The organism is Anaerococcus sp. NML200537, from assembly GCF_026131715.1.
GTDB classification, from domain to species: Bacteria; Bacillota; Clostridia; order Tissierellales; family Peptoniphilaceae; genus Anaerococcus; species Anaerococcus kampingae.
Genome location: NZ_JAMXSL010000004.1, coordinates 73,407 through 95,528 on the forward strand (window position 1 = coordinate 73,407; position 22,122 = coordinate 95,528).

The following is a 22,122-nucleotide window of genomic DNA, read 5'->3' on the forward strand; positions in this document are numbered from 1 at the left end:
TTGAAGGGATATGTGTTTTTATCAAATAGTCCTAAACCAACAGTACAAGAACAATTAAGTAGAACAGATGTAAAATTAACGAACGTTAGTAGACCATGCTTAAAAGCTGCTATTGACATGGGGTATACGGTATATTTTGGAATAAATAGGAGTAATCCAAATGAGCTAAAATGTGAATTGCCAGTAAAAATGTTTGATTCTCATACGTATAGGGACTTGCTAAATATTAAGGATAATATAGTAGCGTATAAGAATCTAAGTGAAGTAATAAAAAATAACAATATAAACGTAATTCATTGTAATACTCCTATCGGTGGCCTAATAGGGAGATTAGTTGGTACAAGATACAATGTTGATAAAATAATATATACAGTTCACGGATTTCATTTTTTTCAAGGGCAGTCTTTTTTAAAAAATTTAGTATTCAAATTTTCTGAAAAAATATTGGCTAGATTTACTGATGTGATTATTACTATAAATGAAGAGGATTATCAAGCAGCAAAAAATTTTAAATTAAAAAACAATGGTAAAATTTTCAAAGTACATGGAGTAGGTATTGATACAATAAGTATCAAAAACATTGATGTATCAAAAAATGAGATTAGAAAAAAATTAGGACTGAAATTTGATGATACTGTATTAATATCTGCTGGGAGACTTGAAAAGAATAAAAATTATAAAGCTGTCATAGACGCTTTATCTTTGGTTAAGGATCAAGAAAACATTAAATATTTGATATGTGGAGTTGGGCCTAGTGAGGTCGAACTTAAAAAATATGCTAAAGAAAAGGGTGTTGAAAGTAAAATAATTTTTCTTGGTTACAGGGATGATATTATAGAATTAATGAAATCATCAGATATATTTTTGCTTACATCACTAAGAGAAGGACTCCCTAGATCAGTAATGGAAGCAATGGCATGTGGACTTCCGTGTATTGTATCTGATATCAGAGGAAACAGAGACCTTATTGATGATAATTTAGGAGGATTTATAATTGATGTTAATGATAAGCATCAATTAAACGATAGAATTATGAGATTAGTTGACTCCTTAGATATGAGATTAAATATGCGAGAATATAATTTAAAAAAAATAAAAAAGTATGATTCGCTAATTGTAGAGAAAGAATTAAGATATATTTATAATTCTACTTTATAATATCAAGAAATAAAATTAGGAGATATTGTGAGTAATATAAAAAGAATATTGCATGTAATTGGTGGAATGGATAGAGGTGGTGCTGAAACTCTAATAATGAATATTTATAGGAACATAGATAGGACAAAGGTGCAATTTGATTTTGCTGTTCATACCAATAATAGGTGCCATTATGACGATGAAATAGAAAGCCTGGGAGGTAAAATTTATCACCTTCCTAGATTCAAGATTTATAATATAATAGATTATAAAATTTCATGGAATAAGCTCCTAAGTAAAGGAGAGTGGCAAATTATTCATGGCCATTTAGATAGTACTGCATCCATTTATCTAAAGATTGCAAAGAAATATGGATTGATAACAATAGCACATAGCCATTCAACATCATCAGGGACTGGAGTTAAAAAAATAATCGTGGATTACCTACATAGAGATATTGTAAAATTCTCTGATTATAATTTTGCTTGCTCAACAGAGTCAGGGGAGTGGTTATTTGGTAAGAATTCTAATTTTTCAATCATTTATAATGGAATTGAAATGAAAAAGTTCATTTTTGATGAAAGTATTAGGAAGAATGTCAGAAATGAATTAAATTTGAACAATAAGTTTGTTATAGGTCATGTAGCTAATTATACTTATCCTAAAAATCACAAATTTATTATTGAATTATTTAAAATAATTGCAGAAAAAGACTCTAACGCTAATTTAGTTCTTGCTGGAAAAGGTGTAAAAGAAAATATATATGAAAGTATTAGGGGTACATTAATAGAGAATAAGATAACTTTTTTAGGTGTTAGAAATGATATCAATAGAGTATTACAAGCTTTCGATGTGTTTATACTTCCATCACTTTATGAGGGATTACCTGTTTCTTTAGTTGAAGCACAAGCGTCAGGATTACAGTGTATAGCTTCTGATCAAATTACAAAAGAGGTAAAATATACTGAAAATCTAGAATTTATCCCTATAAACAATAACGACTCTTTAAAAAAATGGGCAAATAAAATTTTGAGTTTAAAGAATATTAAACATAAAAATTTGTATGATGAATTAGTTGATAGTGAGTTCAATATTATAAAAGTTTCGAAGTCTCTGCAAAATTTTTATTTGAATTTGTGATTTTACTAAATATAAGTATATATTTTAAGGACATATTATGGATATAAAACCAAATATAGTATTTTATATAAATAACCTAGAAAAAGGTGGAGCAGAACGTGCAATATTACAATTGGCAACTGGATTTCACGAACAAAATTACAAAACGACAGTAATTACAACCTTTGAAGGTAACAATGAATATGATTTTCCTAAAAACATAAATAGGATTAATTTATTAGACAAACAAGATACTGGAAATAGGATAAAACGAAATTTTTTCCTTATTCACAAGCTAAGGAAAATACTTGAGACCCAAAACCCTGATTTTTTAATTTCATTTATGGCTGAAGCAAACTTTAGAGCTATATTGTCTTCCATAGGTTTAAAAACAAAATGTATTGTTTCAGTAAGAAATGATCCAGAAAAAGAATATGCAGGTAAATTAGGTAAGTTTGTTGGTAACTATATAATGCCTATAGCTGATGGATGTGTATTCCAAACTCATGAAGCTCAAGCTTGGTTTCCAAAAAAACTACAGAGAAAATCAAAGATAATTTATAATGCTGTTAAAGATGATTTTTTTAAGATTCAAAGAAACATTGAAGAGAATACGATAGTCACATGCGGAAGACTTGAAGAGCAAAAAAATCATAAGATGCTTATTGATGCATTTGAAATAGTTGTTAAAAAATGTAAATATGCTAAGTTATATATATATGGTGAGGGATCATTAAGAAATGAATTGCAAAACATTATCGATAAAAAGGGGCTGAGTAATAATATAAAATTATGCGGAAATTCAAATGATATACCTGGTGTTCTTAGTAGAGCTGAGATTTTTGTTTTATCTTCAGATTATGAAGGAATGCCAAATGCTCTTATGGAAGCACTAGCAGCAGGAGTCCCATCTATATCAACTGACTGCCCATGTGGAGGTCCTAGAATGCTTATAAATGATGATGAAAGTGGACTCTTAGTAGAAACAGGTAGTTATATAGAATTGAGCTCTGCTATCATAGATGTTTTACAAGATAAGGAATTACAAGATAAGTATTCTAAAGAAAGTAAAAAAAATGCAAATCAGTATAAATCTACCTTTGTTTTAAACTCTTGGATAGAATATTTAGAAAGTCTAAAATTAAATGAGTAATTTATCATTAAAATATTTATAGGAGAATTATTTGAAGATATATTTTATACTTCTGTTAGTATTATTATTTAATATTTTTTTAGAAACAACATTTAAAAATATAAGAATATTTGACTACAGAATAAAATTAAGAGATATAAGTTTTATAGTGTGTTTTTTATTAATACTTTCAATTGGGATATTTAGGCATGAAGAACTTGGTGTTGATGTTATTAATTACAGAAGTTACTTTTCAAATTTATACCCTAACTTTAGTATGAAATTTTTTATTACAAATCATATTTATGATCCGGGTTATGTTCTGTTAAATAAAATTATTGCATTATTTACTGGAAATTTTAGAATATTTGAAGTTATCGTATTTTGTATAACTTTTGGTATTTTCTCAATTATTATATATAAGGATTCAAAATATCCGGCATTAAGTTTTTTGATATATTCTGGATTAGAATTTATTGGTTTCAATATGTGTATTTTACGCCAATCCATTGCATGTGTTTTATGTTTTCTAGCCTTTAGGTTTTTAGAAAAAAATAAATTGATAAAATATTTTATCTTAGTTTTATTAGCTATTTCGTTCCATAAAACAGCAATATTTTTTTATTTGACATATGTATTATCGTATAATAGAAAAAAATCGACATCTTTTAAATTAAATATTATATATATACTTTTATCTTATTTAGGATTTAGTATGTTATTACCTAAAATATATAATTTGTATAGTAATAATTACTCTAATGTGGCGGTTAGTGGTGAAGGAATTAAACTTCTATTCTTCTATGCATTTATTGTAATTTTTATAGGCGTATTATTAAAGAAAAATAAAGTTAACAGTGAAATTATGAGATATGAGTCTTCTTTTGGAGCCATTTATATACAAATGGGTGCGATATCATTTTCGTTATTTACTAGAGTTACAAATTATTTTTCAATATTATTTACTTTATCAATACCTAATATTGTATATGAGTCTAAATATAGAAGATTATACATAATTATATTTACTTTTATATTCTCAGCACTTTATATATATGGTTTATTTAATAATGGGTTGGGAGTGGTTCCATATAAATCATTTATGTAAATCGTTAGAGCTCATATAAAAATACATTCATTAAAATTATTGAGGAGAATTAGTATGAGTTATGTTTTTGAAAATGTTATAAATTATTTAATTAATCCCAAGGTTAGAATTAGGGTAAATTCTAAACTCGGAATATTGAGTGACACGGACGATGCAAAATTTTTAGTAAAGCTTTTTGATGCATCTATGGGGTATGGATTGAATTTAGATAACCCAACAACATTCAATGAAAAGTTACAATGGTTAAAACTTTATAATAGAAGACCAGAATATACTATTATGGTTGATAAGTACAAAGTGCGAGATTATATATCCGAAAAAATTGGAGATGAATATCTTATTCCACTGATTGGTGTCTGGGATAATCCTGATGATATTGATTTCGAATCTCTTCCAAACCAGTTTGTACTAAAGTGTAATCATAATTCGGGTCTTGGATTGTGTATATGTAAAGATAAATCAAAGTTGGATATAAAAAAAGTTAAAAGAAACTTGAGAAAAGGCTTAAAACAAGATTACTACTTATTAGGTAGGGAATGGCCGTATAAAGATGTCCCTAGAAAGATTATTGCTGAAAAATACATGACCGATGAAACAGGTACAAATTTGAGAGATTATAAATTTTACTGTTTTGATGGTAAAGCAAAAGTAGTTGGAATATATCAGGATAGGAATACTGATAAAGAAACAACGGGAGATTTTTTTGATATGGATTTCAATTGGTTAGATTTCACATTTAATATGCCTAATGCTAAAGTAAAACCATCTAAACCAAATCATTTTGATAAAATGAAAGAAATTGCAGAGATTTTATCTGAAGGAATACCACATGTTAGGGTGGATTTATATTTAAGCAATGATAAGATTTATTTTGGAGAATTAACATTTTTCGATGGGAGTGGCTTTGATAAAATTGAACCATTTGAATGGGATGTTAAGTTAGGTAGTTGGATAAATCTACCTGCTAAAACTCAATGATATAAGGAAATAATCCTAATGAATAGAAGAAAACTTTTAGCCTTTAACACAAGTTCATCATTAATATTTCAATTGACTACAATTATTTGTGGATTTATAGTACCTAGATTAATTCTACATACATATGGATCCGAGGTAAATGGATTAATTAATTCTATAACACAATTTCTAGCTATAATAGCATTTCTGGAGTTGGGAGTAGGAGCTGTAATTGAGTCATCTCTATACAAGCCATTGGCAGAAAAAGATCATGTTGAAATCAGCAAGATTGTAGTATCAGGTCAGAAGTTCTTTTCTAGACTAGCAAGAATTCTTTTAGTTTATGTAATTATACTTATGGGAGTATATCCACTAGTAGCAAAAAGTAACTTTGGATTCTTGTATACTGCTACTATGATTCTTGTAATAAGCATAAGTTCATTTGCTCAATATTATTTTGGAATTGTTAATAGCTTGCTCATAACTGCAAATCAAAGAGGGTATTTTTCTTTTAATATCCAAACTGTTACATTGATATTAAACACTATAGCCTGTTTTATATTAATAAAATTAGGGGCTTCTATCCATATAGTAAAGCTAACTACATCTTTAATATATCTGTTTAGACCATTTTTGCTTTCTATATATGTTAAGAAAAATTACAATATAGATTGGAGTATTAAATACTCAGGAGAGCCTATAAAACAAAAATGGAATGGAATAGCTCAACATGTTGCTGCTGTTATACTGGATGGAACAGACAGTATTATTCTTACAATGTTTATTGGACTTAGTTCAGTATCAATTTATTCCGTTTATAATATGATAACTCAAGGAATCAGAGTACTTGTCGTATCAATGGCTGGAGGAATGCAGTCATTGATGGGAGAATTACTTGCAAAAGAAGAATTTGAAAAGTTAAAGGATATTTTTGGCCGGGTTGAGTGGACAGTCCATACAGCTACAATTTTAATTTTTGGAGTTACTTTAGTATTGATTTTGCCTTTTGTCGAAATTTATACTTTAGGTATTAGGGATGCGAAATATATTCAGCCATTATTTGCTTTTTTAATGGTTATAGCGAATGCAGTAAGATGCTTAAGATTACCATACAATCTAATGATATTAGCAGCTGGTCATTATAAACAAACTCAGAATAACTATATAATCGCTGCTATTTTAAATATAGTTTTATCTATAATGCTTGTTAATACTTTAGGATTAGTTGGTGTTGCAATAGGAACATTTATTGCTATGTTATATCAAACTATTTGGATGGCATATTATAATTCTAGAAATATAATTTACTGGTCGCTGAAATTATTTATTAAACAAATGTCAGTAGATATATTAATGATTATCTTATTTATAATAGCGTATATGTTACTTAATATATATGCAGGTTCTTGGATTTCATGGATATTACAAGCAATTATAGTAACCGCTGTTGGTATTTTTATGACGTTGCTTATAAATGCGATTTTCTACAAGAGTTACATTATAAAACTAATTGAAAAAATAAAGGAAAGCATAAAGTCAATCTTGTAATATAATAGTTTTTGTAATAGGAGATTTTATGAATATAAGATTACGAAGTAACCTAAAAAATGTGATATTAGAATTATATGGTAAATATAGGATTCGAAGATCAAGAAAAAATGAAATAAATAAAATATCTGATCAAAGAAGACAAAATATTTTAGGGAAGGTTCATTTAACAGAGGATCAGATTAAAAAAGTTAATGAATTATATATAAATAACTATGGAGAGAAAGTATCTTTAGATTGGCATAAATATTTCACTGCTTATACTGGAAATTTTGATGAGAATTTTTTTCCTGAGCTTTTATTTATTCCTGAATTTGAACACTTTATGAATATAAATAAGGATTATTCAAAAGCTATAGAGGATAAGAATTTATTGCCATTAATTGCTAAATCTGTAGGTATCAAGACTCCTGAAATATTATTATCATGCTGTTATGGGCTATATAGAGACAATAATTATAGTTTGTTATCTAAAATTGAATTTACTAATAAATTATCGAACTTAGGCAAAGTATTCATTAAACCGTCTGTTGATTCAGATAGTGGTAGTGATTGTTTTATTGCTAATTTTAGAAATGGGATTGATACTTTAACCAATAAGAAGGCTGAGGATGTTCTAAGCAATCTAGGTAGTAATTTTGTTATTCAAGAAGTTATATCCTGTCATGAATCTATAAAAGAAATATACCCAAAGAGTGTTAATACATTTAGAATAATAACGTATAGATGGAATAATAAAATTGAAGCTATGCCTGTTATTATGAGGATCGGTAGAGGTAATGCTAATATTGATAATGCCCATGCAGGAGGCATATTCATTGCATTAGACAATGACGGTATTTTGCATAAAACTGCTTTTACGGAGTTTTGTGATAAATTTAATGAACATCCAGATACAAAACTTATATTCGAGGGTCATAAGATAGTTGGGGTAGAGAAAGTGATTGAGGCGGCTAAACGAATGCATCAAGCATTACCACAGCTAGGATCCTATAATTGGGACTTTACAATCGATGAAGATGGTGAGCCAGTTCTAATTGAAGCAAATGTAAATGGTGGATCCATTTGGTTGATTGAAATGGCTCATGGTAAAGGAGGCTTTGGTGAAAATACAAAAGATGTCTTAAAATGGATTAGAGAAATGAAATCCCTTAAATTAGAAGATAGAAAGAATGAATTTGAAAAAATATGAAATATATATACGTTTAACAAAAGCCATCATGAAAACTAGAGTTACATGGTGGCTTTTTGAAGTAAAGTTATATTTTATAAAAATCTTTATACCACTCAGCAAATTTCCTAATACCTTCTCTAAGACTGGTATCAGGTTTAAAACCGAAATCTTCTTCTAGTGGTTTTGTATCGGCGTATGTGATAGGTACATCGCCAGGTTGCATTGGTACTAATTTTTTGTAAGATTCAAAGTCATAATCTTCTGGTAGGACTTTTGCTCTTATTAGCTCTTCTTGTAGTATTTCTACGAAGTCTAGGAGATTTTCTGGATTGTTATTTCCTATATTATATACCTTGTATGGTGGGATTGGTAATCCATCATCGCCATTTTTTCTTTCTGGTGCTTTTTGCATTACTCTTTTTACCCCTTCTACTATATCATCGATATAGGTGAAGTCTCTTTTACAATTACCGTAGTTGAATATTTTTATGGTTTCTCCATTACGGAGTTTGTTTGTAAATCCAAAATATGCCATATCTGGTCTTCCTGCTGGGCCATATACTGTGAAAAATCTTAGGCCTGTTGATGGGATATTATAAAGCTTGCTATAGGCATGGGCCATTAGTTCGTTAGATTTTTTTGTTGCTGCGTATAAGGACACAGGATTATCTACCTTATCATCTGTACTATAAGGTACTTTTTTATTTGATCCATATACAGATGATGAAGAGGCGTATACTAAGTGCTCTACTCCTTTTGCTCCATTATCGTAAGAATGGCGGCAGGCTTCAAGAATATTATAAAAACCTATCATATTTGATTGGATATAGGAGTCTGGATTTGAGATTGAATAACGTACTCCTGCTTGGGCACCTAGGTTTACAACTATATCTGGCTTATGATCTTTAAATATTTTATCAATAATAGTTTTATCTGCTAAATCTTCTTGGTAGAAGGTATAGGATGAATCATCATGAGTTCCTAAACATCTTTCAATTTCTTCTAGTCTCCACTTTTTTATGTTTACATCATAATAATCGTTCATATTATCAATTCCCACTATATTTATAGGGGATTGTGTTTTTAAAAGTTCTAAAACAAGGTTGCTGCCAATAAAGCCAGCAGACCCTGTTATAAATATTGTCTTATTTTTTAAGTCTATGTTGTTCATAATTTTCCTTATTAATCTCTTTTAAATATGTCTCTAGTATATACTTTGTCTATTACATCATCTAATTCTGAATCATACCTATTAGCTATTATTGCCTCACTAATTTTTTTGAATTTATTCATGTTATTTACTATTTTTGACCCGAAGAATGTTTCTCCATCTTTGAGGGTAGGTTCGTAGATTATTACTTCAGCTCCCTTTGCCTTTATTCTTTTCATGACACCCTGGATAGAAGATTGGCGGAAGTTGTCTGAATTAGATTTCATTGTAAGTCTATATACACCTATTATTTTATTTTCTTCTTTTTCAGGGTCCCATTTACTATTTGCTGCATAAGCTCCCGCTATTTCTAATACTTGATCAGCTATGAAGTCTTTTCTCGTACTATTTGCATCAACTATTGCTGATATCATGTTTTGTGGGACTTGGTCGAAGTTAGCTAGGAGTTGTTTTGTGTCTTTTGGTAGGCAATAGCCACCGTAGCCAAAGGATGGGTTATTGTAGTGGTCGCCTATTCTTGGGTCTAAGCAGACTCCTTTGATTATTTCTTCTGTATTTAGGCCTTTGCTTTCTGCATAGGTATCTAGTTCGTTGAAGTAGGAGACTCTTAGGGCAAGGTAAGTATTTGCAAATAGCTTGACTGCTTCTGCTTCAGTAAATCCTAAATATAGGATATCTATATCTGATTTTATTGCTCCTTCTTCTAGGAGAGTTGCAAATATTTCTGCCGCTTCTCTTGAGTCATCATCACAGGATACTATTATCCTAGATGGGTATAGATTGTCATAGAGGGCTTGGGATTCTCTTAAGAACTCTGGGCTAAATATTATATTATTTGTCTGATATTTTTCCCTTATATGCTTGGTATATCCGACTGGTATGGTAGATTTAATAATCATCATAGCATCAGAATTGACTTTTAGGACCAATTCTATTACATCCTCTACAGCTGATGTATCAAAGAAGTTCTTTTTGCTGTCGTAGTTTGTCGGAGCTGCTATTATTACAAAGTCAGCATCCTTATAGGCTGCTTCTCCATCAAGTGTGGCCACAAGGTCTAGTTCTTTTTCGGCTAGGTATCTTTCTATATAGTCATCTTGAATAGGGGATATCCTTTTATTTATCATATCTACCTTTTCAGGAATGATATCCACTGCTGTTACAGAATTGTGTTGGGCTAGTAGGGTAGCTATAGACATACCTACATAGCCTGTGCCTGCGACAGCTATTTTATATTTTTTATCTAGTGGCTTATGAGCTTGTGATTTTTTCTCTTCTATAAAAAGGTCCACAGGCTCGAAATCGAGAACTTCTGCTATAGCTTGGAGCTGGTCTATACTTGGCATATAGTCACTTGCTTCTATTCTGCTAATCATAGATCGGTTTATACCCGTCTTATCAGCCAAGTCTTGCTGGGTTATCTTTAATTTTTTTCTATTTATACTAATAGTATCTGCTAATTTATCTAGTGATAGTTTTTTCATATCTATTTCCTTTCATTTGATTATTTATATCATATTATAAGAGGACATAAAGTCAATTAAAACGTCAAAAATAATATGCTATAGATAAAATTTTAAAATAGTGTTATTTAAAATAACTTTGATTATATAACGGATTAATCACATTACATTAGTAGAATTAATTATAAAAATGGATGAATTATTGATATAAATACAAATAATCATTGAAATTTAGGTCAATTTATTATAAAATAGTAGTTAGATATAGTATTTTTTCATACTAAAATTATTATACAAAGAAATATTTACGAGGAGATTTTAATGAACGAACAAGAAATTGATTTATTGGAATTGGGTAAGCAGATTCTTAAGCATAGCTTACTTATTCTGATTCTTGCTATCCTGGCGGGAGCGGGGGCTTTTGGGCTTTCTAAGTATGTGATTAGTCCAAAGTATGAGGCTAATACTTCTATGATTGTTAGCAGCTCTAAACAGAATATTGATCAAAATAATCCGCAAGCTGATGTGGAGCTTAGTCAGATTAATGCGAATAGGGCTCTAGTTTCTACCTATTCTGAGATTGTTAAATCTAGAGGGATTGCTGATAAGGTTATTGCTAACCTTAACCTTGATATGGATTATGAGGAGTTTTCTAATAAGGTATCTATCGAGCCTGTGAAGGATACTCAGATTATTTCTGTCCAGGTTGTCGACACCATTCCTCAAAGAGCAGCAGATATTGCCAATGAGACTTCTATGATCTTTAAGGATTCTATTACTCAGATTATGAATGTGGACAATGTTCAAATCCTAGATAAGGCGACCTTGCCTGAAGAGCCATCTTCTCCAAAGGTTATGAGAAATACCGCTATTGGTGCTATGCTTGGTTTTATATTAGGTATTGGTATTGCCCTTATTATGGAGCTATCTAATACTAGGGTTAAAACTAGTGAAGAAGTGACTGAGGCATTTGATATTCCTGTGCTTGGTCTTATTCCTGATAAGCACAAGGTAAGAAAGTAGGGGGGGAGATTATGGCTAAAAAACATTCATATTACAATTCAAGTCTATATGATGAGGCTATTCGTTCTGTTAGAACTAATATCCAGTTTGCAGATATTGATCACAAAAATAAAATAATTGCTATGACTTCTTCTAAGCCTAGTGAGGGTAAGACTACTGTAGTCTATAAACTTGCCCAATCTTTTGCCGAAAATGGCGAGAGGGTTGTCCTCCTAGATTTCGACCTTAGGGCACCTAAGGTGGGGGTTGTGGCTGGTATTGATAATAACGTGGGTCTTACCAATGTTATTACAGGCAAGCTTGAGCTTGATAGAGCTCTTTATAGGGATAAGGGCCAAGAGAATCTATTCTTGCTTCTTTCAGGTCCTACACCACCTAACCCAGCTGAGATTTTGGCTTCTAACCATATCAAAGACTTGGTCAATGAATTATCCCAGTCTTTTGACTATGTATTTATAGACACACCTCCAGTAGGTCTATTTACAGATGCATCAATTGTGTCTACCTTCTGCGATGGTATGATTTTTGCAATTAAATCCAACGACACCAAAAAGGAAGAAATATCTAGAGCACTTGATAATCTAAAGAAGGTTAATGCCAAGGTTATTGGTGCTATCCTTACCTTTGCTGATGTCAAAGAATTTAATTATAAGGGATACTATTAATGATTGATACACACTGCCATATTATCTATGGCGTGGATGATGGGTCTAGATCGATTGAAGAATCGTTGAAGATGGTAGAAATATACCTGACTAATGGCTTTACAAAAACTATTGCCACAAGCCACTTCGATAGGTCTAGATATATGGTTGATCCTGACGAGATTAGAGAAAAAGCTGCCATTCTTAATGCAGAGATTGCAAAAAGAGGCATAGATTTTAAGATATATCCAGGGCATGAAATCCAGGTAGAGCCTAATACTGTCAAGCTTATAAATGATGGTAGTCTAAACAAACTTGCTGATAGCAGATATGTCCTATTGGAATTGCCCTTTATGAATAAGGCCCTATTCCTTAAGGATTTGATTTTTAATATTCAGCTGGAGGGCTTGGTTCCAATCATTGCCCATGCTGAAAGATATGCCTATGTCAAGGAAAATCCTGACTATCTCCTAGATTTCATCAAGATGGGTGCTCTAATCCAGGTCAATTACTCATCGATAGTCTCAAGTCAAAGGACCACAAGGACTTTACTTGAGAGAAATATGGTCCATTTCTTAGGGACTGATGCCCACCAATCAGAGTGGAGAAGCCCAAATATCAAGGATGAAAAAAGAGAAATAATTGATATAATTGGGGAGGATAAATTTAAAATCCTATCTCAGACTAATCCACAAAAGATTTTGGATGATGAGTATATAGGTTCAGGATACGACCAGATTAAGGAAGCTAAAAAGAAGAAAAGATCTATATTTGATTTTTGGAGAAAGAAATGAAATTAAGAAATATAATTTTATCTCTTTTTGCCCTTGCCTTGCTTGCATCATGCAGCAAAGAGGAAGAAGTATATGAGAAAAGAGATGTAAAAGTAGAGTCTGTATTTGATAATATAGAAGGCAAAGAGGAAGAAAAGCCAGCCGAAGAAGTTAAGGAAGAAAAAAAGAAAGAAGAGCCTAAGAAGGAAGAAGCTGAAAAACCAGCTGAAAAACCTGAGCAAAACCAAGCTCAAGCTAATAAAAATCAGCCTAATAAGCAAACTAGGACAACAAATGTTCTAGCTAACCTCAGAGAGGGCCCAACTTCATTTGAAGAAAACTTTATTCTATCAGTGCCAGCTGAATCCAAAGTCGACTTCATAGAAGAAATCTACCAAGACGGAGTAGCTTGGTCCAAGGTAAGATTTAACGGACGTGAAGGCTACATCAGATCAGACTTATTAAGATAAGACAAACTTCTCAGACCCAGAGTTGGGTTTGGGGAGTTTTTTTCTTCTCCCTTGTTTCGACTGAGCCTAGCGAGTGGAGAAATCTGTTGTTTATTAGAATATTGATAGGGATAAAATTGAGATTTTTTACATCACCCCCTTGTTCCGACCGAAGTGGAGAAATCTATTACAAATACTTAGATTTTTAGAAATACTACGAACGATATGGTACTTATTCGAAGAATAGATGTAGTTGTGCTTTGATTTTAATAAATTATGAGCCCTTAGCAGTTATAATATACTTGTCTACTGGAGCCGACGGGCTAGCCACTACTGTCGATGAAAGGGATAGAGAAGTTTTCTTCGAAAACTTTTTTTGTTACAAGGTAATGGTTTTATTTACCTATAACCGATGTAATTACAGAACCCGATATAAACAGAACCATGGGTTCTCTCACATCCGTTCGAGAAGGGTAGTAGTCTTCCGGACTGGGCTTATAAATATTAAAGTTATGGAAGTTTTAAGAAAATTATTTATTAAAGTTTTGAAGATGAATTTATTCTTTATTTTAAGTAAGTAATAACACCTAAGTGGGTCTAATAGACTTGTCTCTTGGAGCCGGTTGGCTTGGTCTCAATCAGCCGACGGGCTTGTCATAGGTCGATGAAAGGGAAGGAGATGTTTTCTTTGAAAACTTCTTTTGTTATAGGGTGATGGTCATATTTACTTAATGCCGATGTAGATACATAACCCTTTATTAAAAGAACCATGGCCCTCATGTGCCACGTTAACATGCCTTGATTTGGTCGCTCTCGGCCGCTAGGGCAAAATAAACATCGAATAATAGTGCGGGAGCACGGAGAGCTTCGAAGAAGCGATATTCGTGCAGGCTTGCACTCTCATTCGCTCGCGATGGGAAGGGGCGCTTCGTACTGGCTTGGTCTCAATGAGCCGACGGGCTTGTCTCACATACGCTCGATAAGGTATGAGGCACGTCGTACGGGCTTGCTTCTCGTAAAGTTCGAGAAGGGGAGTGAGGACGACCGAGCTTCACTTTTTCATTTAAACATCTTATTTCCTTCTCTTATCCCGATGCCTTATCCTCCCCTTATTCCGACCGTAGTGGAGGAATCTATTACGCATACTTAAATTTTTAGAAATACTTAGAACGATATGTTACTTTTGCGAAGACTATATATAGTTGTTCTTTGATTTGAATAAATAATGACAGCATAGTAATTCTAATAGACTTGTCTCCTGGAGCCGTCGGGCTTGGTCTCAATGAGCCGACGGGCTTGTCTTCGCTCGAAGCAAGGGAAAGGTGGTTTTCTGCGAAAACTTCTGTCCAAATTTTAGGTGATAATTACATTTTTTTATTTTTAATGCGTATTTGCGGTAAAATCGTATTATTTCTATTGCGTATTTGTAGGTAAATGGCATTTATTCTATTGCGTATTTGTGGTATAATGATATAAATTATAATGCGTATTTGTAAGATAGGTGGTTTATATGTTTAAAAGAAAGATTTATAAGGACCTTCTAGATTGGAAGGATTCTTCCAAAGGGACTACAGCTCTCTTGATTGAAGGAGCTAGGCGTGTTGGGAAATCTACTATTGCTGAAGAGTTTGCTAAGGCTGAGTATAAGTCTTATATTTTGATTGATTTTGCTTTTGCACCAGGCCACATTATTGATCTTTTTAAAGATGTTAATGATTTGGACTATTTATTTTTACAGTTGCAATTACACTATGGTGTAGATCTCCACGAGAGAGAGTCTTTGATTATTTTTGATGAGGTTCAATTTAATCCTCTTGCTCGTCAAGCTATAAAAAAGCTTGTTGCCGATGGTAGGTATGATTATATTGAGACTGGGTCACTAATTTCAATCAAGAAAAATGTTGAAGGTATTTTAATTCCTAGTGAAGAGAGGAAAATTGAAATGTTTCCTATGGACTTTGAGGAATTTTTATGGGCTACTGGTGAAGGTGTAACTAATAATATGCTTGAAAAATTCTTCACTAGCAAAAAGCCTCTTGGTGAGGATGCTAATAGGAATATGATGAGGCTTTTTAGGCTTTATATGCTTGTAGGTGGTATGCCTCAGGCTATCAAGGCTTATATTGATACTAATAATTTTAGGATGGTGGACCAAGTTAAAAGGGATATTATAAATCTTTATGAGCAGGACTTTTATAAGATTGATCCAAGTGGAAAAATATCTACACTTTTTGATTCGATACCTGCTGAATTGGCTAGGGCTTCATCTAGGTATCAAGTGTCAAGCGTTATTAAAAATTCAAGGGCTAGTGATTTGTTAGAAGAGATTTCTGAGCTTAAAGCGTCTAAAACTGTACTGATAGCCTATAATGCCAATGATCCTAGTACGGGTCTATCTAGAAATTTAAACCTTGATAAGTTTAAGATGTATTTAGCTGATACTGGGCTAATGGTTACTCTTATGTTTAAGGATAGGGATTTCACAGATAATGTTATATATAAGAAGATCCTTTCTAATAAATTGTCATCTAATTTAGGTATGCTTTATGAAAATATTGTCGGACAAACATTCGCTGTCAAAGGATATAAGCTCTTTTACCATACCTATTATGACAAGACTGCAAAGAGGACTTATGAGATAGATTATTTGATAACAGAGGCTAATAAGATTAGCCCTGTAGAGGTAAAATCTTCTAATTATAGAAAGCATATATCTTTGGATGAATTTTCCAAAAAATATTCCAAGAATATTGGAAATAAGTATGTGATCCATAATAAGGATTTTAAGAAGGAAAAGGACATATACTACCTACCATTTTATATGGCTCAATTTTTGTAGGTGGTAATATTTAAATAGGAGAAGATTATGAGACCAAAAATTAAAATTACTTTAGTTGATAAGAAGGGGGATTGTCCTTGTCATAAGGGCTATCAGATTGGACAAACTTGGGATTTTGATACTGATAGGGGAGAGTTTTGTTCGCTTGCTATGCATACTCTTTTTCCTATGGTGGATATCCTCCGTTATGGGGGAAAGCTTCCTAAGTCTAGGGCTGGGGATGTGCGTTTTGCTTGTCCTGATGCTGATGTGATTAATATTTTTAGATTAGAGAAGATTGATGGATAAGATTTTTATTTATCTTGGTCTGACCAATATACTAGGACTTGTTTTATATATTCCTAACAAGTCTCTTAGGTCTGGAATTATAAAAAGTATTTTGACCTTAATTCTCTATTTGATAGGAATATGTGGAGGGTCCTTGGGACTTATCCTTGCTATTTTGATCTTTGATAGGAATACAGCCAAGGATGGGCTTAGTCTAAAAGTTTTTGCCTTTGCTAGCTTTGTGATTGAGCTTGTTTTGTTTTTGCTTTTTAGAAAGGATATGAGAAGTCTTTCTTTTGATTTTGTCGGATTTTTTGAGGATAAGCCATATTTATTGATATATTTGGGACTTATTAATCTGATAAGTTTTTTAGCCTTTGGCTTTGACAAGTATAGGGCTAACAGAGATAAGCGGAGACTTAAAAATGGACTTTTGCTAGGCCTATCTTTTATTGGTGGAGCTGTCGGTGGCCTTATTGGTATGAAAGTTTTTAGGCATAAAACCAAGAAGGATTATTATAAAATGGGCCTGCCTCTTATGATTTTGATGCAGGTTTTGCTATTAATATTAATTGTGAACACATAATTTTCCAGTATAAAAAACATTTGATTTATAATTTTAATCTCTTGCATGAAAATGTTTAGAGATTTTTTATTTATACTTGTATAAATTTTATAAATATGGTACTATAAAAGTAACATAAATAGTACTATAAATGTAACAAAAAAGAAGGGTTTTCTATGATGGAAGTAGAAATAGATAATAGAATCAAGGAGTTTAGGAAGGAAATGGGTCTTTCTCAAAATGCCCTGGCAAAAATGGTAGGTCTTAAGCGCAGATCGATAATGGCTTATGAAAATAATACTATAAGCCCGACCCTTGAGACAGCCTATAAGATCTGCAAGGTTTTTGATAAGGACATCAAGGAAGTATTTATATTTAAATAGGAGAAATTATGGGATTATTATTTAATTCAAATGAAGAAATAGAAGAAAAAGTAAAAGAAGCCTTTGGAGATGGGGGAGCCTACCTTGTAGCCTTTAAGCATAATTCTGCTGCTAAGGGCCTTATAAAATTACTCTTAAGTAATTTATATTATGTATTTGATAGCACCAGGACCTTTATCTTACATTTTGGCCCAAAGGGAATCTATGAATCAGAAATGTCAAATTCACTAAAAAAAGACTTCCTCTTCATGGCCTGGAATGAGATAGAGGATATAAGCATAGACTATTCATATAAAAACATACTTAAAATCAACCACCTAGGCAAAGTCTACCAATACGAAATCCCATATAAGGGCAAGATTTTTGTAAATAATGAAAAAAATATAGAAAAGCTTCTGGATAATGATTGGTATAGGGTTTAAAAACTTATGAAAAAGATCGAAATAATAGATTATTTCCCTGCTTATGATATAAGTCTAGCCTGGTACAAAGACCCACTTACTGTGAAGATGGTTGATGGAGTCCAGAAAGCTTATGAGCTGGATGACCTTATTAGGATGTATACTTATTTATCTAAGCACGGGGACTTATTTTATATAGAATATGATAATAAGCTTATTGGTGATTGTGCTATTTTTGATGATAATATGGTTGCCCTTGTTCTTGATAAGGATTATAGGTGCAATGGTCTTGGTTCTCTTGTTTTGCAAAATTTGATTGATTATGCTAAAGATAAGGGGCTTAGATATTTAAAGGCTGAGATTTATGATTTTAATGAGCCTAGTCTTAATTTATTTAGTAAATTTGGCTTTAAAGAGTGCGGAAATGAACTTTATAGGCTTGATTTATAAAATTGTGGCCCAAAGCATCATGCTTTGGGCCTTTGTCTTACTTATTTTCTTTTTCTAGTTTGAATTCCAAGAGGACTGGGTTGTGGTCGCTGTTTACGAAACCTAGTTTTTGGCCCTTTACTTTATTTACTATGACATTTTTGCTGACTATAAAGCCATCTATTATGCATTCGTAGGAGTCGTTTGGGTCGTATGGTTTGTGGTTGAGTCTTGAGGAGTTTGTGTTTTCATCAAAGACTGTTTTGAAATCATCTGACATATACTCATAAGGGAATGGTGATGGATGCCACATGTCTTCTGGTGTGTCTGTTTTGTGACCTTCTCTTAGTTCTTGATTAAAGTCTCCACCTACTATTACGTAGTTGCCTTTTTTGTATTCTTCTGCCATGAAGGCTAGAATTTGTTTGGTCTGGGCAAGCCTTCCATTTGAGCCTGATTCGTAGGCATCCAGGTGGGCATTTACTAGGACTAATTGCTTATCAGTTCCCTCGATTGGTAGGTAGGATGCGTTGAAGCCTCTTTTTAGGTTGGCGAGCCTTACAGGCCACTTGTGTGGGATTGGTTGTTGGTATCTAAAGGATGATTCGATTTGGTATTTGGAATTTGTATAGATTCCTGAATTTACCTCGCCCATTGGAGGGAAGGGAATTGGTACGAAATTTACCTTGTAATTGTAGGCGAAGGTTGAAATACCGTCTAATTTATTGTCGAAAAATTCGACTTCATTTATGTGATAGGTCCTCTTGGAGTCGCTATCTACTTCTTGGAGCAGACATAGGTCTGGGTCAATTTTGTTTATGGAGTCTGCTATGCCAGTTAGGGCCTTTTCTACATGGTCTTTTGATATAGGAAAGACCATCTTGCCCCCATCCATAAAGAAATCTGTGTCCTTATCTAGGCCAGCATAACCTATGTTCCATGTTAGTAGCTTGTAATCGTGGTCTTGTTCTAGTTTTTGGTCTTTGCTTCCAGTTACTGCTATTTCTTCTACATCTTTTGGTTTATATTCTGTAATCATCAGATAAACTAAAAGAAGGATAAAGGCTAGTAAGATGATACCTACAAGGCCAAGTAATATTTTTATTGTTTTTTTCATAAGCACCTCTCTTTTAAAATAAGCTTATCACTTATAAAGAATTTTGTAAATAGTTATAGCTTTAAATTGTGGTAAGATAAATAGGTAAGGAGATTGTATGAAGAAAATTTTATGGGATATAGATGGTACACTTTTAAATTTTGACCTGGCAGAGACTAGGGCTATTTTTGCGTGTTTTGATATATATAGTTTGGATAAGCCAAGTGATGAAATGATTAAGACCTATAAGCTTATAAATAAGTCATATTGGGAAAGGCTTGAAAGAGGCGAGGTAAGTAGAGAACAGGTCCTTGTGGGAAGATTTGAAAATTTCTTTGCTGATTACGGTATAGATGAATCTATAGCAATCGATTTTAATAAGACCTACCAAGAAGAGCTTGGTAAGACCTATGTCTTTAATCCATATGGTAAGGAGATTATCGAAAAACTCCATGGCAAGTATGACCAATATGCTGTGACAAATGGCTCGCTTACAGCCCAAAGAGGCAAGCTTGATGGGTCAGGCCTAAATAAAATTTTTATCAAATCTTTTATTTCGGAACTTGTAGGATACGAAAAGCCTGATGAGAGATTTTTTGACTATGTATTTGACCATATAGGTTCAAGAAATCTAGATGATTATGTAATTATAGGTGATTCTCTAACATCAGATATGCTTGGAGGTATTAGGTCTAAGATTAAGACTGTTTGGTTTAATCCAAATGCTTTGGAAAATACATTGAATTTAGATATTGACTATGAGATAAGGTCTCTAAAAGAAGTAGATGTATTGATTGATAAAATATTTGCATAAATTGAATTTTAAAGATAAAAACTGTATAATCTGAACAGATAAGAAATGAGATTAGGCCTATATCTTTATTAAGGTATAGGCAAATTTGTTTAAGGAGGAGTAATGGATAAGGCTGTGCCCGACCCGGATTTTAAGATAATAGGATACTAGTATAGTGGCGATTCTTTTTGCCATTATACATAAAAGAGAAATGAGGTAAAAATGGCAGAGAGAAGATATGATGTTGATAATCTTAAAAACTTACAAGAAGAAATCAACCAAATGAACCCTGTAGATATCGCCGATAAGCTAGAGATTTTGCCAGAAAAATCTGTAGCAATTTGGATTAAGCTTTTAAACAAGGATCTCTTGGCAGATGCTTTTACAGAATTAAGACCAGAAAATAAGGATAGGATCCTATCTATTTTATCAGAAGAAAATATTAAGGACCTAATCAAAGAACTAGACGAAGATGAGCTTGTAGATACCCTCCAGGAATTACCTGCAAATATGGTTCAAAAGCTAATGACAAGCCATATCGAAGATTCCAGGAGAACTATTATTAACGAGCTATTAGGCTATCCAGAGGAATCTGTTGGTTCTATAATGACAGTTAACTTCCTATCTGTAAAATCTAGTGAATCTCCAGCTAAGGCTATGGAAAAGGTCATGAATTCTGATTTAGATGCTGAAAAGCTAGAGCAAATCTGGGTTACAGATGATTCTTTAGTACTAATAGGATTTGTATTTATAGCCGATCTTATTAGAAATAAAAAGGCGACTATCGAATCTATCACAGAGCCTATAACAGCATCAGTAAGCCCAACAGATGACCAAGAGGTAGTAGCTAAGCTATCTATCAAATATGATCTAGGAGAGGTGCCAGTTACAGATTCTGAAGGAAGACTAATCGGTATCGTACCAGCAGAAGATGTTATCGACATCGTTCACGAAGAGATGCAAGAGGACTTTGCTAACGTAACAGGTATTTCTGATCAGTCAGAAACATACCTAGACGAACCAAGCAGGACCATTGCAAAAAATAGGACAACTTGGCTAGTAATTTGTCTAATTACTGCTACAATGACAGGCTTTATTATTCAAAGGTATGAATCAATACTTGCCAAAGCTGTAGCCCTTACAGCCTATATACCAATGTTGATGGACTCCGGTGGAAACGCTGGAAGCCAGGCATCAACCACAATTATGACTCAATTATATAGTGGCGAGCTATCTGCTAAAGACTTCTTAAAAGTTATTTTTAAGGAAGCTAGGGTAGGAACACTTGTATCCCTAGTACTTGTGGCTATCAACTTTATAAGGATACTAATAGTAGATAATGTAAGCCTTGCAGTAAATTTAACAGTATCAATAACATTATTTTTAACAATAGTTCTATCAAATGTAATTGGTGGACTCTTGCCATTAATTGCTGATAAGCTAAAAATAGATCCAACCGTAATGGCTGGACCACTTATAACAACAATCGTAGATACAGGTGTACTTTTAATTTATTTTGAAGTAGCATCAGTGCTTTTGGGTTTATAAACAATTACCGTATACTTATTAATGAGTATGCGGTTTTTTATTTGTATTATTGATATTTCAATATTTACGATGAGGGATAACTTATAATAATTAAGTATTATAA

General features: G+C 32.5%; 23 protein-coding genes. 19 read left to right on the forward strand and 4 right to left on the reverse strand.

The window, feature by feature from the left end; genetic code table 11:
• The 7 genes from NH288_RS02050 to NH288_RS02080 are packed head-to-tail and all read left to right on the forward strand — an operon-like array spanning position 1 to position 8,193.
• Positions 1 to 1,158: a glycosyltransferase family 4 protein gene (locus NH288_RS02050; RefSeq protein WP_265212701.1), complete on the forward strand. Its 1,158-nt coding sequence runs from the start codon at positions 1 to 3 to the stop codon at positions 1,156 to 1,158.
• A gap of 27 nt (positions 1,159 to 1,185) precedes the next feature.
• Entirely contained in the window at positions 1,186 to 2,277 is a 1,092-nt protein-coding gene (locus tag NH288_RS02055) for a glycosyltransferase family 1 protein (protein ID WP_265212703.1), read from the forward strand.
• A gap of 37 nt (positions 2,278 to 2,314) precedes the next feature.
• Entirely contained in the window at positions 2,315 to 3,409 is a 1,095-nt protein-coding gene (locus tag NH288_RS02060) for a glycosyltransferase family 4 protein (RefSeq protein WP_265212704.1), read from the forward strand.
• 31 nt (positions 3,410 to 3,440) lie between these two features.
• Entirely contained in the window at positions 3,441 to 4,496 is a 1,056-nt protein-coding gene (locus NH288_RS02065) for an EpsG family protein (RefSeq protein WP_265212705.1), read from the forward strand.
• Between the two features lie 54 nt (positions 4,497 to 4,550).
• Positions 4,551 to 5,474, forward strand: coding sequence for an ATP-grasp fold amidoligase family protein (locus NH288_RS02070; RefSeq protein ID WP_265212706.1), 924 nt, complete (start codon positions 4,551 to 4,553; stop codon positions 5,472 to 5,474).
• A gap of 18 nt (positions 5,475 to 5,492) precedes the next feature.
• Complete coding sequence (locus NH288_RS02075) at positions 5,493 to 7,001, forward strand: polysaccharide biosynthesis C-terminal domain-containing protein (RefSeq protein ID WP_265212708.1); 1,509 nt, start codon at positions 5,493 to 5,495, stop codon at positions 6,999 to 7,001.
• Between the two features lie 28 nt (positions 7,002 to 7,029).
• A complete protein-coding gene (locus NH288_RS02080; protein WP_265212710.1) occupies positions 7,030 to 8,193 on the forward strand; it encodes a sugar-transfer associated ATP-grasp domain-containing protein in 1,164 nt (387 codons plus the stop codon).
• Between the two features lie 67 nt (positions 8,194 to 8,260).
• On the opposite strand, the gene NH288_RS02085 is transcribed toward NH288_RS02080, so the two are convergent.
• Positions 8,261 to 9,346: a GDP-mannose 4,6-dehydratase gene (locus tag NH288_RS02085; protein ID WP_265212712.1), complete on the reverse strand. Its 1,086-nt coding sequence runs from the start codon at positions 9,344 to 9,346 to the stop codon at positions 8,261 to 8,263.
• Positions 9,347 to 9,357: 11 nt separating this feature from the next.
• Positions 9,358 to 10,830 carry a nucleotide sugar dehydrogenase gene (locus NH288_RS02090; RefSeq protein WP_265212713.1) on the reverse strand — a complete coding sequence of 491 codons (1,473 nt, stop codon included), beginning with the start codon at positions 10,828 to 10,830 and terminating at the stop codon, positions 9,358 to 9,360.
• 300 nt (positions 10,831 to 11,130) lie between these two features.
• Between NH288_RS02090 and NH288_RS02095 the strand changes: the two genes are divergently transcribed.
• From NH288_RS02095 to NH288_RS02110, 4 genes are read left to right on the forward strand one after another with little or no spacing between them, the layout of a single operon-like run.
• Positions 11,131 to 11,832: a YveK family protein gene (locus tag NH288_RS02095; RefSeq protein WP_265212715.1), complete on the forward strand. Its 702-nt coding sequence runs from the start codon at positions 11,131 to 11,133 to the stop codon at positions 11,830 to 11,832.
• Positions 11,833 to 11,843: 11 nt separating this feature from the next.
• A complete protein-coding gene (locus NH288_RS02100; protein WP_265212717.1) occupies positions 11,844 to 12,497 on the forward strand; it encodes a CpsD/CapB family tyrosine-protein kinase in 654 nt (217 codons plus the stop codon).
• Positions 12,497 to 13,270, forward strand: a complete 774-nt coding sequence (locus tag NH288_RS02105; RefSeq protein WP_265212718.1) for a tyrosine-protein phosphatase — start codon at positions 12,497 to 12,499, stop codon at positions 13,268 to 13,270. The genes NH288_RS02100 and NH288_RS02105 overlap by 1 nt, the downstream gene beginning before the upstream one ends.
• Positions 13,267 to 13,719, forward strand: coding sequence for an SH3 domain-containing protein (locus tag NH288_RS02110; RefSeq protein ID WP_265212720.1), 453 nt, complete (start codon positions 13,267 to 13,269; stop codon positions 13,717 to 13,719). The genes NH288_RS02105 and NH288_RS02110 overlap by 4 nt, the downstream gene beginning before the upstream one ends.
• Before the next feature lie 633 nt (positions 13,720 to 14,352).
• On the opposite strand, the gene NH288_RS02115 is transcribed toward NH288_RS02110, so the two are convergent.
• Entirely contained in the window at positions 14,353 to 14,493 is a 141-nt protein-coding gene (locus NH288_RS02115) for a hypothetical protein (RefSeq protein WP_265212722.1), read from the reverse strand.
• Between the two features lie 715 nt (positions 14,494 to 15,208).
• On the opposite strand from NH288_RS02115, the gene NH288_RS02120 reads away from it, so the two are divergent.
• From NH288_RS02120 to NH288_RS02145, 6 genes are all read left to right on the forward strand, one after another.
• On the forward strand, positions 15,209 to 16,537 hold the full coding sequence (locus tag NH288_RS02120; RefSeq protein WP_265212724.1) for an ATP-binding protein: 1,329 nt from the start codon (positions 15,209 to 15,211) through the stop codon (positions 16,535 to 16,537).
• Between the two features lie 27 nt (positions 16,538 to 16,564).
• On the forward strand, positions 16,565 to 16,825 hold the full coding sequence (locus tag NH288_RS02125) for a TIGR04076 family protein (RefSeq protein WP_106460380.1): 261 nt from the start codon (positions 16,565 to 16,567) through the stop codon (positions 16,823 to 16,825).
• A complete protein-coding gene (locus tag NH288_RS02130) occupies positions 16,818 to 17,390 on the forward strand; it encodes a DUF1294 domain-containing protein (protein WP_265212727.1) in 573 nt (190 codons plus the stop codon). Before NH288_RS02125 ends, NH288_RS02130 begins: the two co-directional genes overlap by 8 nt.
• Before the next feature lie 158 nt (positions 17,391 to 17,548).
• The gene (locus NH288_RS02135) at positions 17,549 to 17,752 is read left to right on the forward strand and encodes a helix-turn-helix transcriptional regulator (protein WP_311531271.1); all 204 of its coding nucleotides are present in this window, start codon (positions 17,549 to 17,551) and stop codon (positions 17,750 to 17,752) included.
• Positions 17,753 to 17,760: 8 nt separating this feature from the next.
• Positions 17,761 to 18,174 carry a histidine kinase gene (locus tag NH288_RS02140; RefSeq protein WP_265212731.1) on the forward strand — a complete coding sequence of 138 codons (414 nt, stop codon included), beginning with the start codon at positions 17,761 to 17,763 and terminating at the stop codon, positions 18,172 to 18,174.
• A 6-nt stretch (positions 18,175 to 18,180) separates the two neighbouring features.
• Positions 18,181 to 18,603, forward strand: coding sequence for a GNAT family N-acetyltransferase (locus NH288_RS02145; protein ID WP_265212733.1), 423 nt, complete (start codon positions 18,181 to 18,183; stop codon positions 18,601 to 18,603).
• Between the two features lie 37 nt (positions 18,604 to 18,640).
• Here the strand turns inward: NH288_RS02145 and NH288_RS02150 are convergent, their stop codons facing one another.
• Positions 18,641 to 19,699 carry an endonuclease/exonuclease/phosphatase family protein gene (locus tag NH288_RS02150; protein ID WP_265212734.1) on the reverse strand — a complete coding sequence of 353 codons (1,059 nt, stop codon included), beginning with the start codon at positions 19,697 to 19,699 and terminating at the stop codon, positions 18,641 to 18,643.
• A 97-nt stretch (positions 19,700 to 19,796) separates the two neighbouring features.
• Here NH288_RS02150 and NH288_RS02155 point away from each other — a divergent pair, with 97 nt between their 5' ends.
• Positions 19,797 to 20,492 (forward strand): HAD-IA family hydrolase, encoded by a 696-nt coding sequence (locus NH288_RS02155; protein WP_265212735.1) that lies wholly within the window; start codon positions 19,797 to 19,799, stop codon positions 20,490 to 20,492.
• A gap of 201 nt (positions 20,493 to 20,693) precedes the next feature.
• Entirely contained in the window at positions 20,694 to 22,019 is a 1,326-nt protein-coding gene (gene mgtE / locus NH288_RS02160) for a magnesium transporter (RefSeq protein ID WP_265212736.1), read from the forward strand.
• Positions 22,020 to 22,122 lie beyond the last annotated feature (103 nt).

Excerpts from the sequence above, each read along its gene's own strand:
- NH288_RS02115 (WP_265212722.1), bottom strand. The coding sequence starts at position 14,493 with ATGTTAACGTGGCACATGAGGGCCATGGTTCTTTTAATAAAGGGTTAT.
- NH288_RS02110 (WP_265212720.1), top strand. The coding sequence starts at position 13,267 with ATGAAATTAAGAAATATAATTTTATCTCTTTTTGCCCTTGCCTTGCTT.
- NH288_RS02095 (WP_265212715.1), top strand. The coding sequence starts at position 11,131 with ATGAACGAACAAGAAATTGATTTATTGGAATTGGGTAAGCAGATTCTT.
- NH288_RS02140 (WP_265212731.1), top strand. The coding sequence starts at position 17,761 with ATGGGATTATTATTTAATTCAAATGAAGAAATAGAAGAAAAAGTAAAA.
- NH288_RS02100 (WP_265212717.1), top strand. The coding sequence starts at position 11,844 with ATGGCTAAAAAACATTCATATTACAATTCAAGTCTATATGATGAGGCT.
- NH288_RS02090 (WP_265212713.1), bottom strand. The coding sequence starts at position 10,830 with ATGAAAAAACTATCACTAGATAAATTAGCAGATACTATTAGTATAAAT.
- NH288_RS02135 (WP_311531271.1), top strand. The coding sequence starts at position 17,549 with ATGGAAGTAGAAATAGATAATAGAATCAAGGAGTTTAGGAAGGAAATG.
- NH288_RS02155 (WP_265212735.1), top strand. The coding sequence starts at position 19,797 with ATGAAGAAAATTTTATGGGATATAGATGGTACACTTTTAAATTTTGAC.
- NH288_RS02125 (WP_106460380.1), top strand. The coding sequence starts at position 16,565 with ATGAGACCAAAAATTAAAATTACTTTAGTTGATAAGAAGGGGGATTGT.
- NH288_RS02080 (WP_265212710.1), top strand. The coding sequence starts at position 7,030 with ATGAATATAAGATTACGAAGTAACCTAAAAAATGTGATATTAGAATTA.
- NH288_RS02145 (WP_265212733.1), top strand. The coding sequence starts at position 18,181 with ATGAAAAAGATCGAAATAATAGATTATTTCCCTGCTTATGATATAAGT.
- NH288_RS02105 (WP_265212718.1), top strand. The coding sequence starts at position 12,497 with ATGATTGATACACACTGCCATATTATCTATGGCGTGGATGATGGGTCT.
- NH288_RS02120 (WP_265212724.1), top strand. The coding sequence starts at position 15,209 with ATGTTTAAAAGAAAGATTTATAAGGACCTTCTAGATTGGAAGGATTCT.
- NH288_RS02130 (WP_265212727.1), top strand. The coding sequence starts at position 16,818 with ATGGATAAGATTTTTATTTATCTTGGTCTGACCAATATACTAGGACTT.
- NH288_RS02070 (WP_265212706.1), top strand. The coding sequence starts at position 4,551 with ATGAGTTATGTTTTTGAAAATGTTATAAATTATTTAATTAATCCCAAG.
- NH288_RS02075 (WP_265212708.1), top strand. The coding sequence starts at position 5,493 with ATGAATAGAAGAAAACTTTTAGCCTTTAACACAAGTTCATCATTAATA.
- NH288_RS02085 (WP_265212712.1), bottom strand. The coding sequence starts at position 9,346 with ATGAACAACATAGACTTAAAAAATAAGACAATATTTATAACAGGGTCT.
- mgtE (WP_265212736.1), top strand. The coding sequence starts at position 20,694 with ATGGCAGAGAGAAGATATGATGTTGATAATCTTAAAAACTTACAAGAA.
- NH288_RS02150 (WP_265212734.1), bottom strand. The coding sequence starts at position 19,699 with ATGAAAAAAACAATAAAAATATTACTTGGCCTTGTAGGTATCATCTTA.
- NH288_RS02060 (WP_265212704.1), top strand. The coding sequence starts at position 2,315 with ATGGATATAAAACCAAATATAGTATTTTATATAAATAACCTAGAAAAA.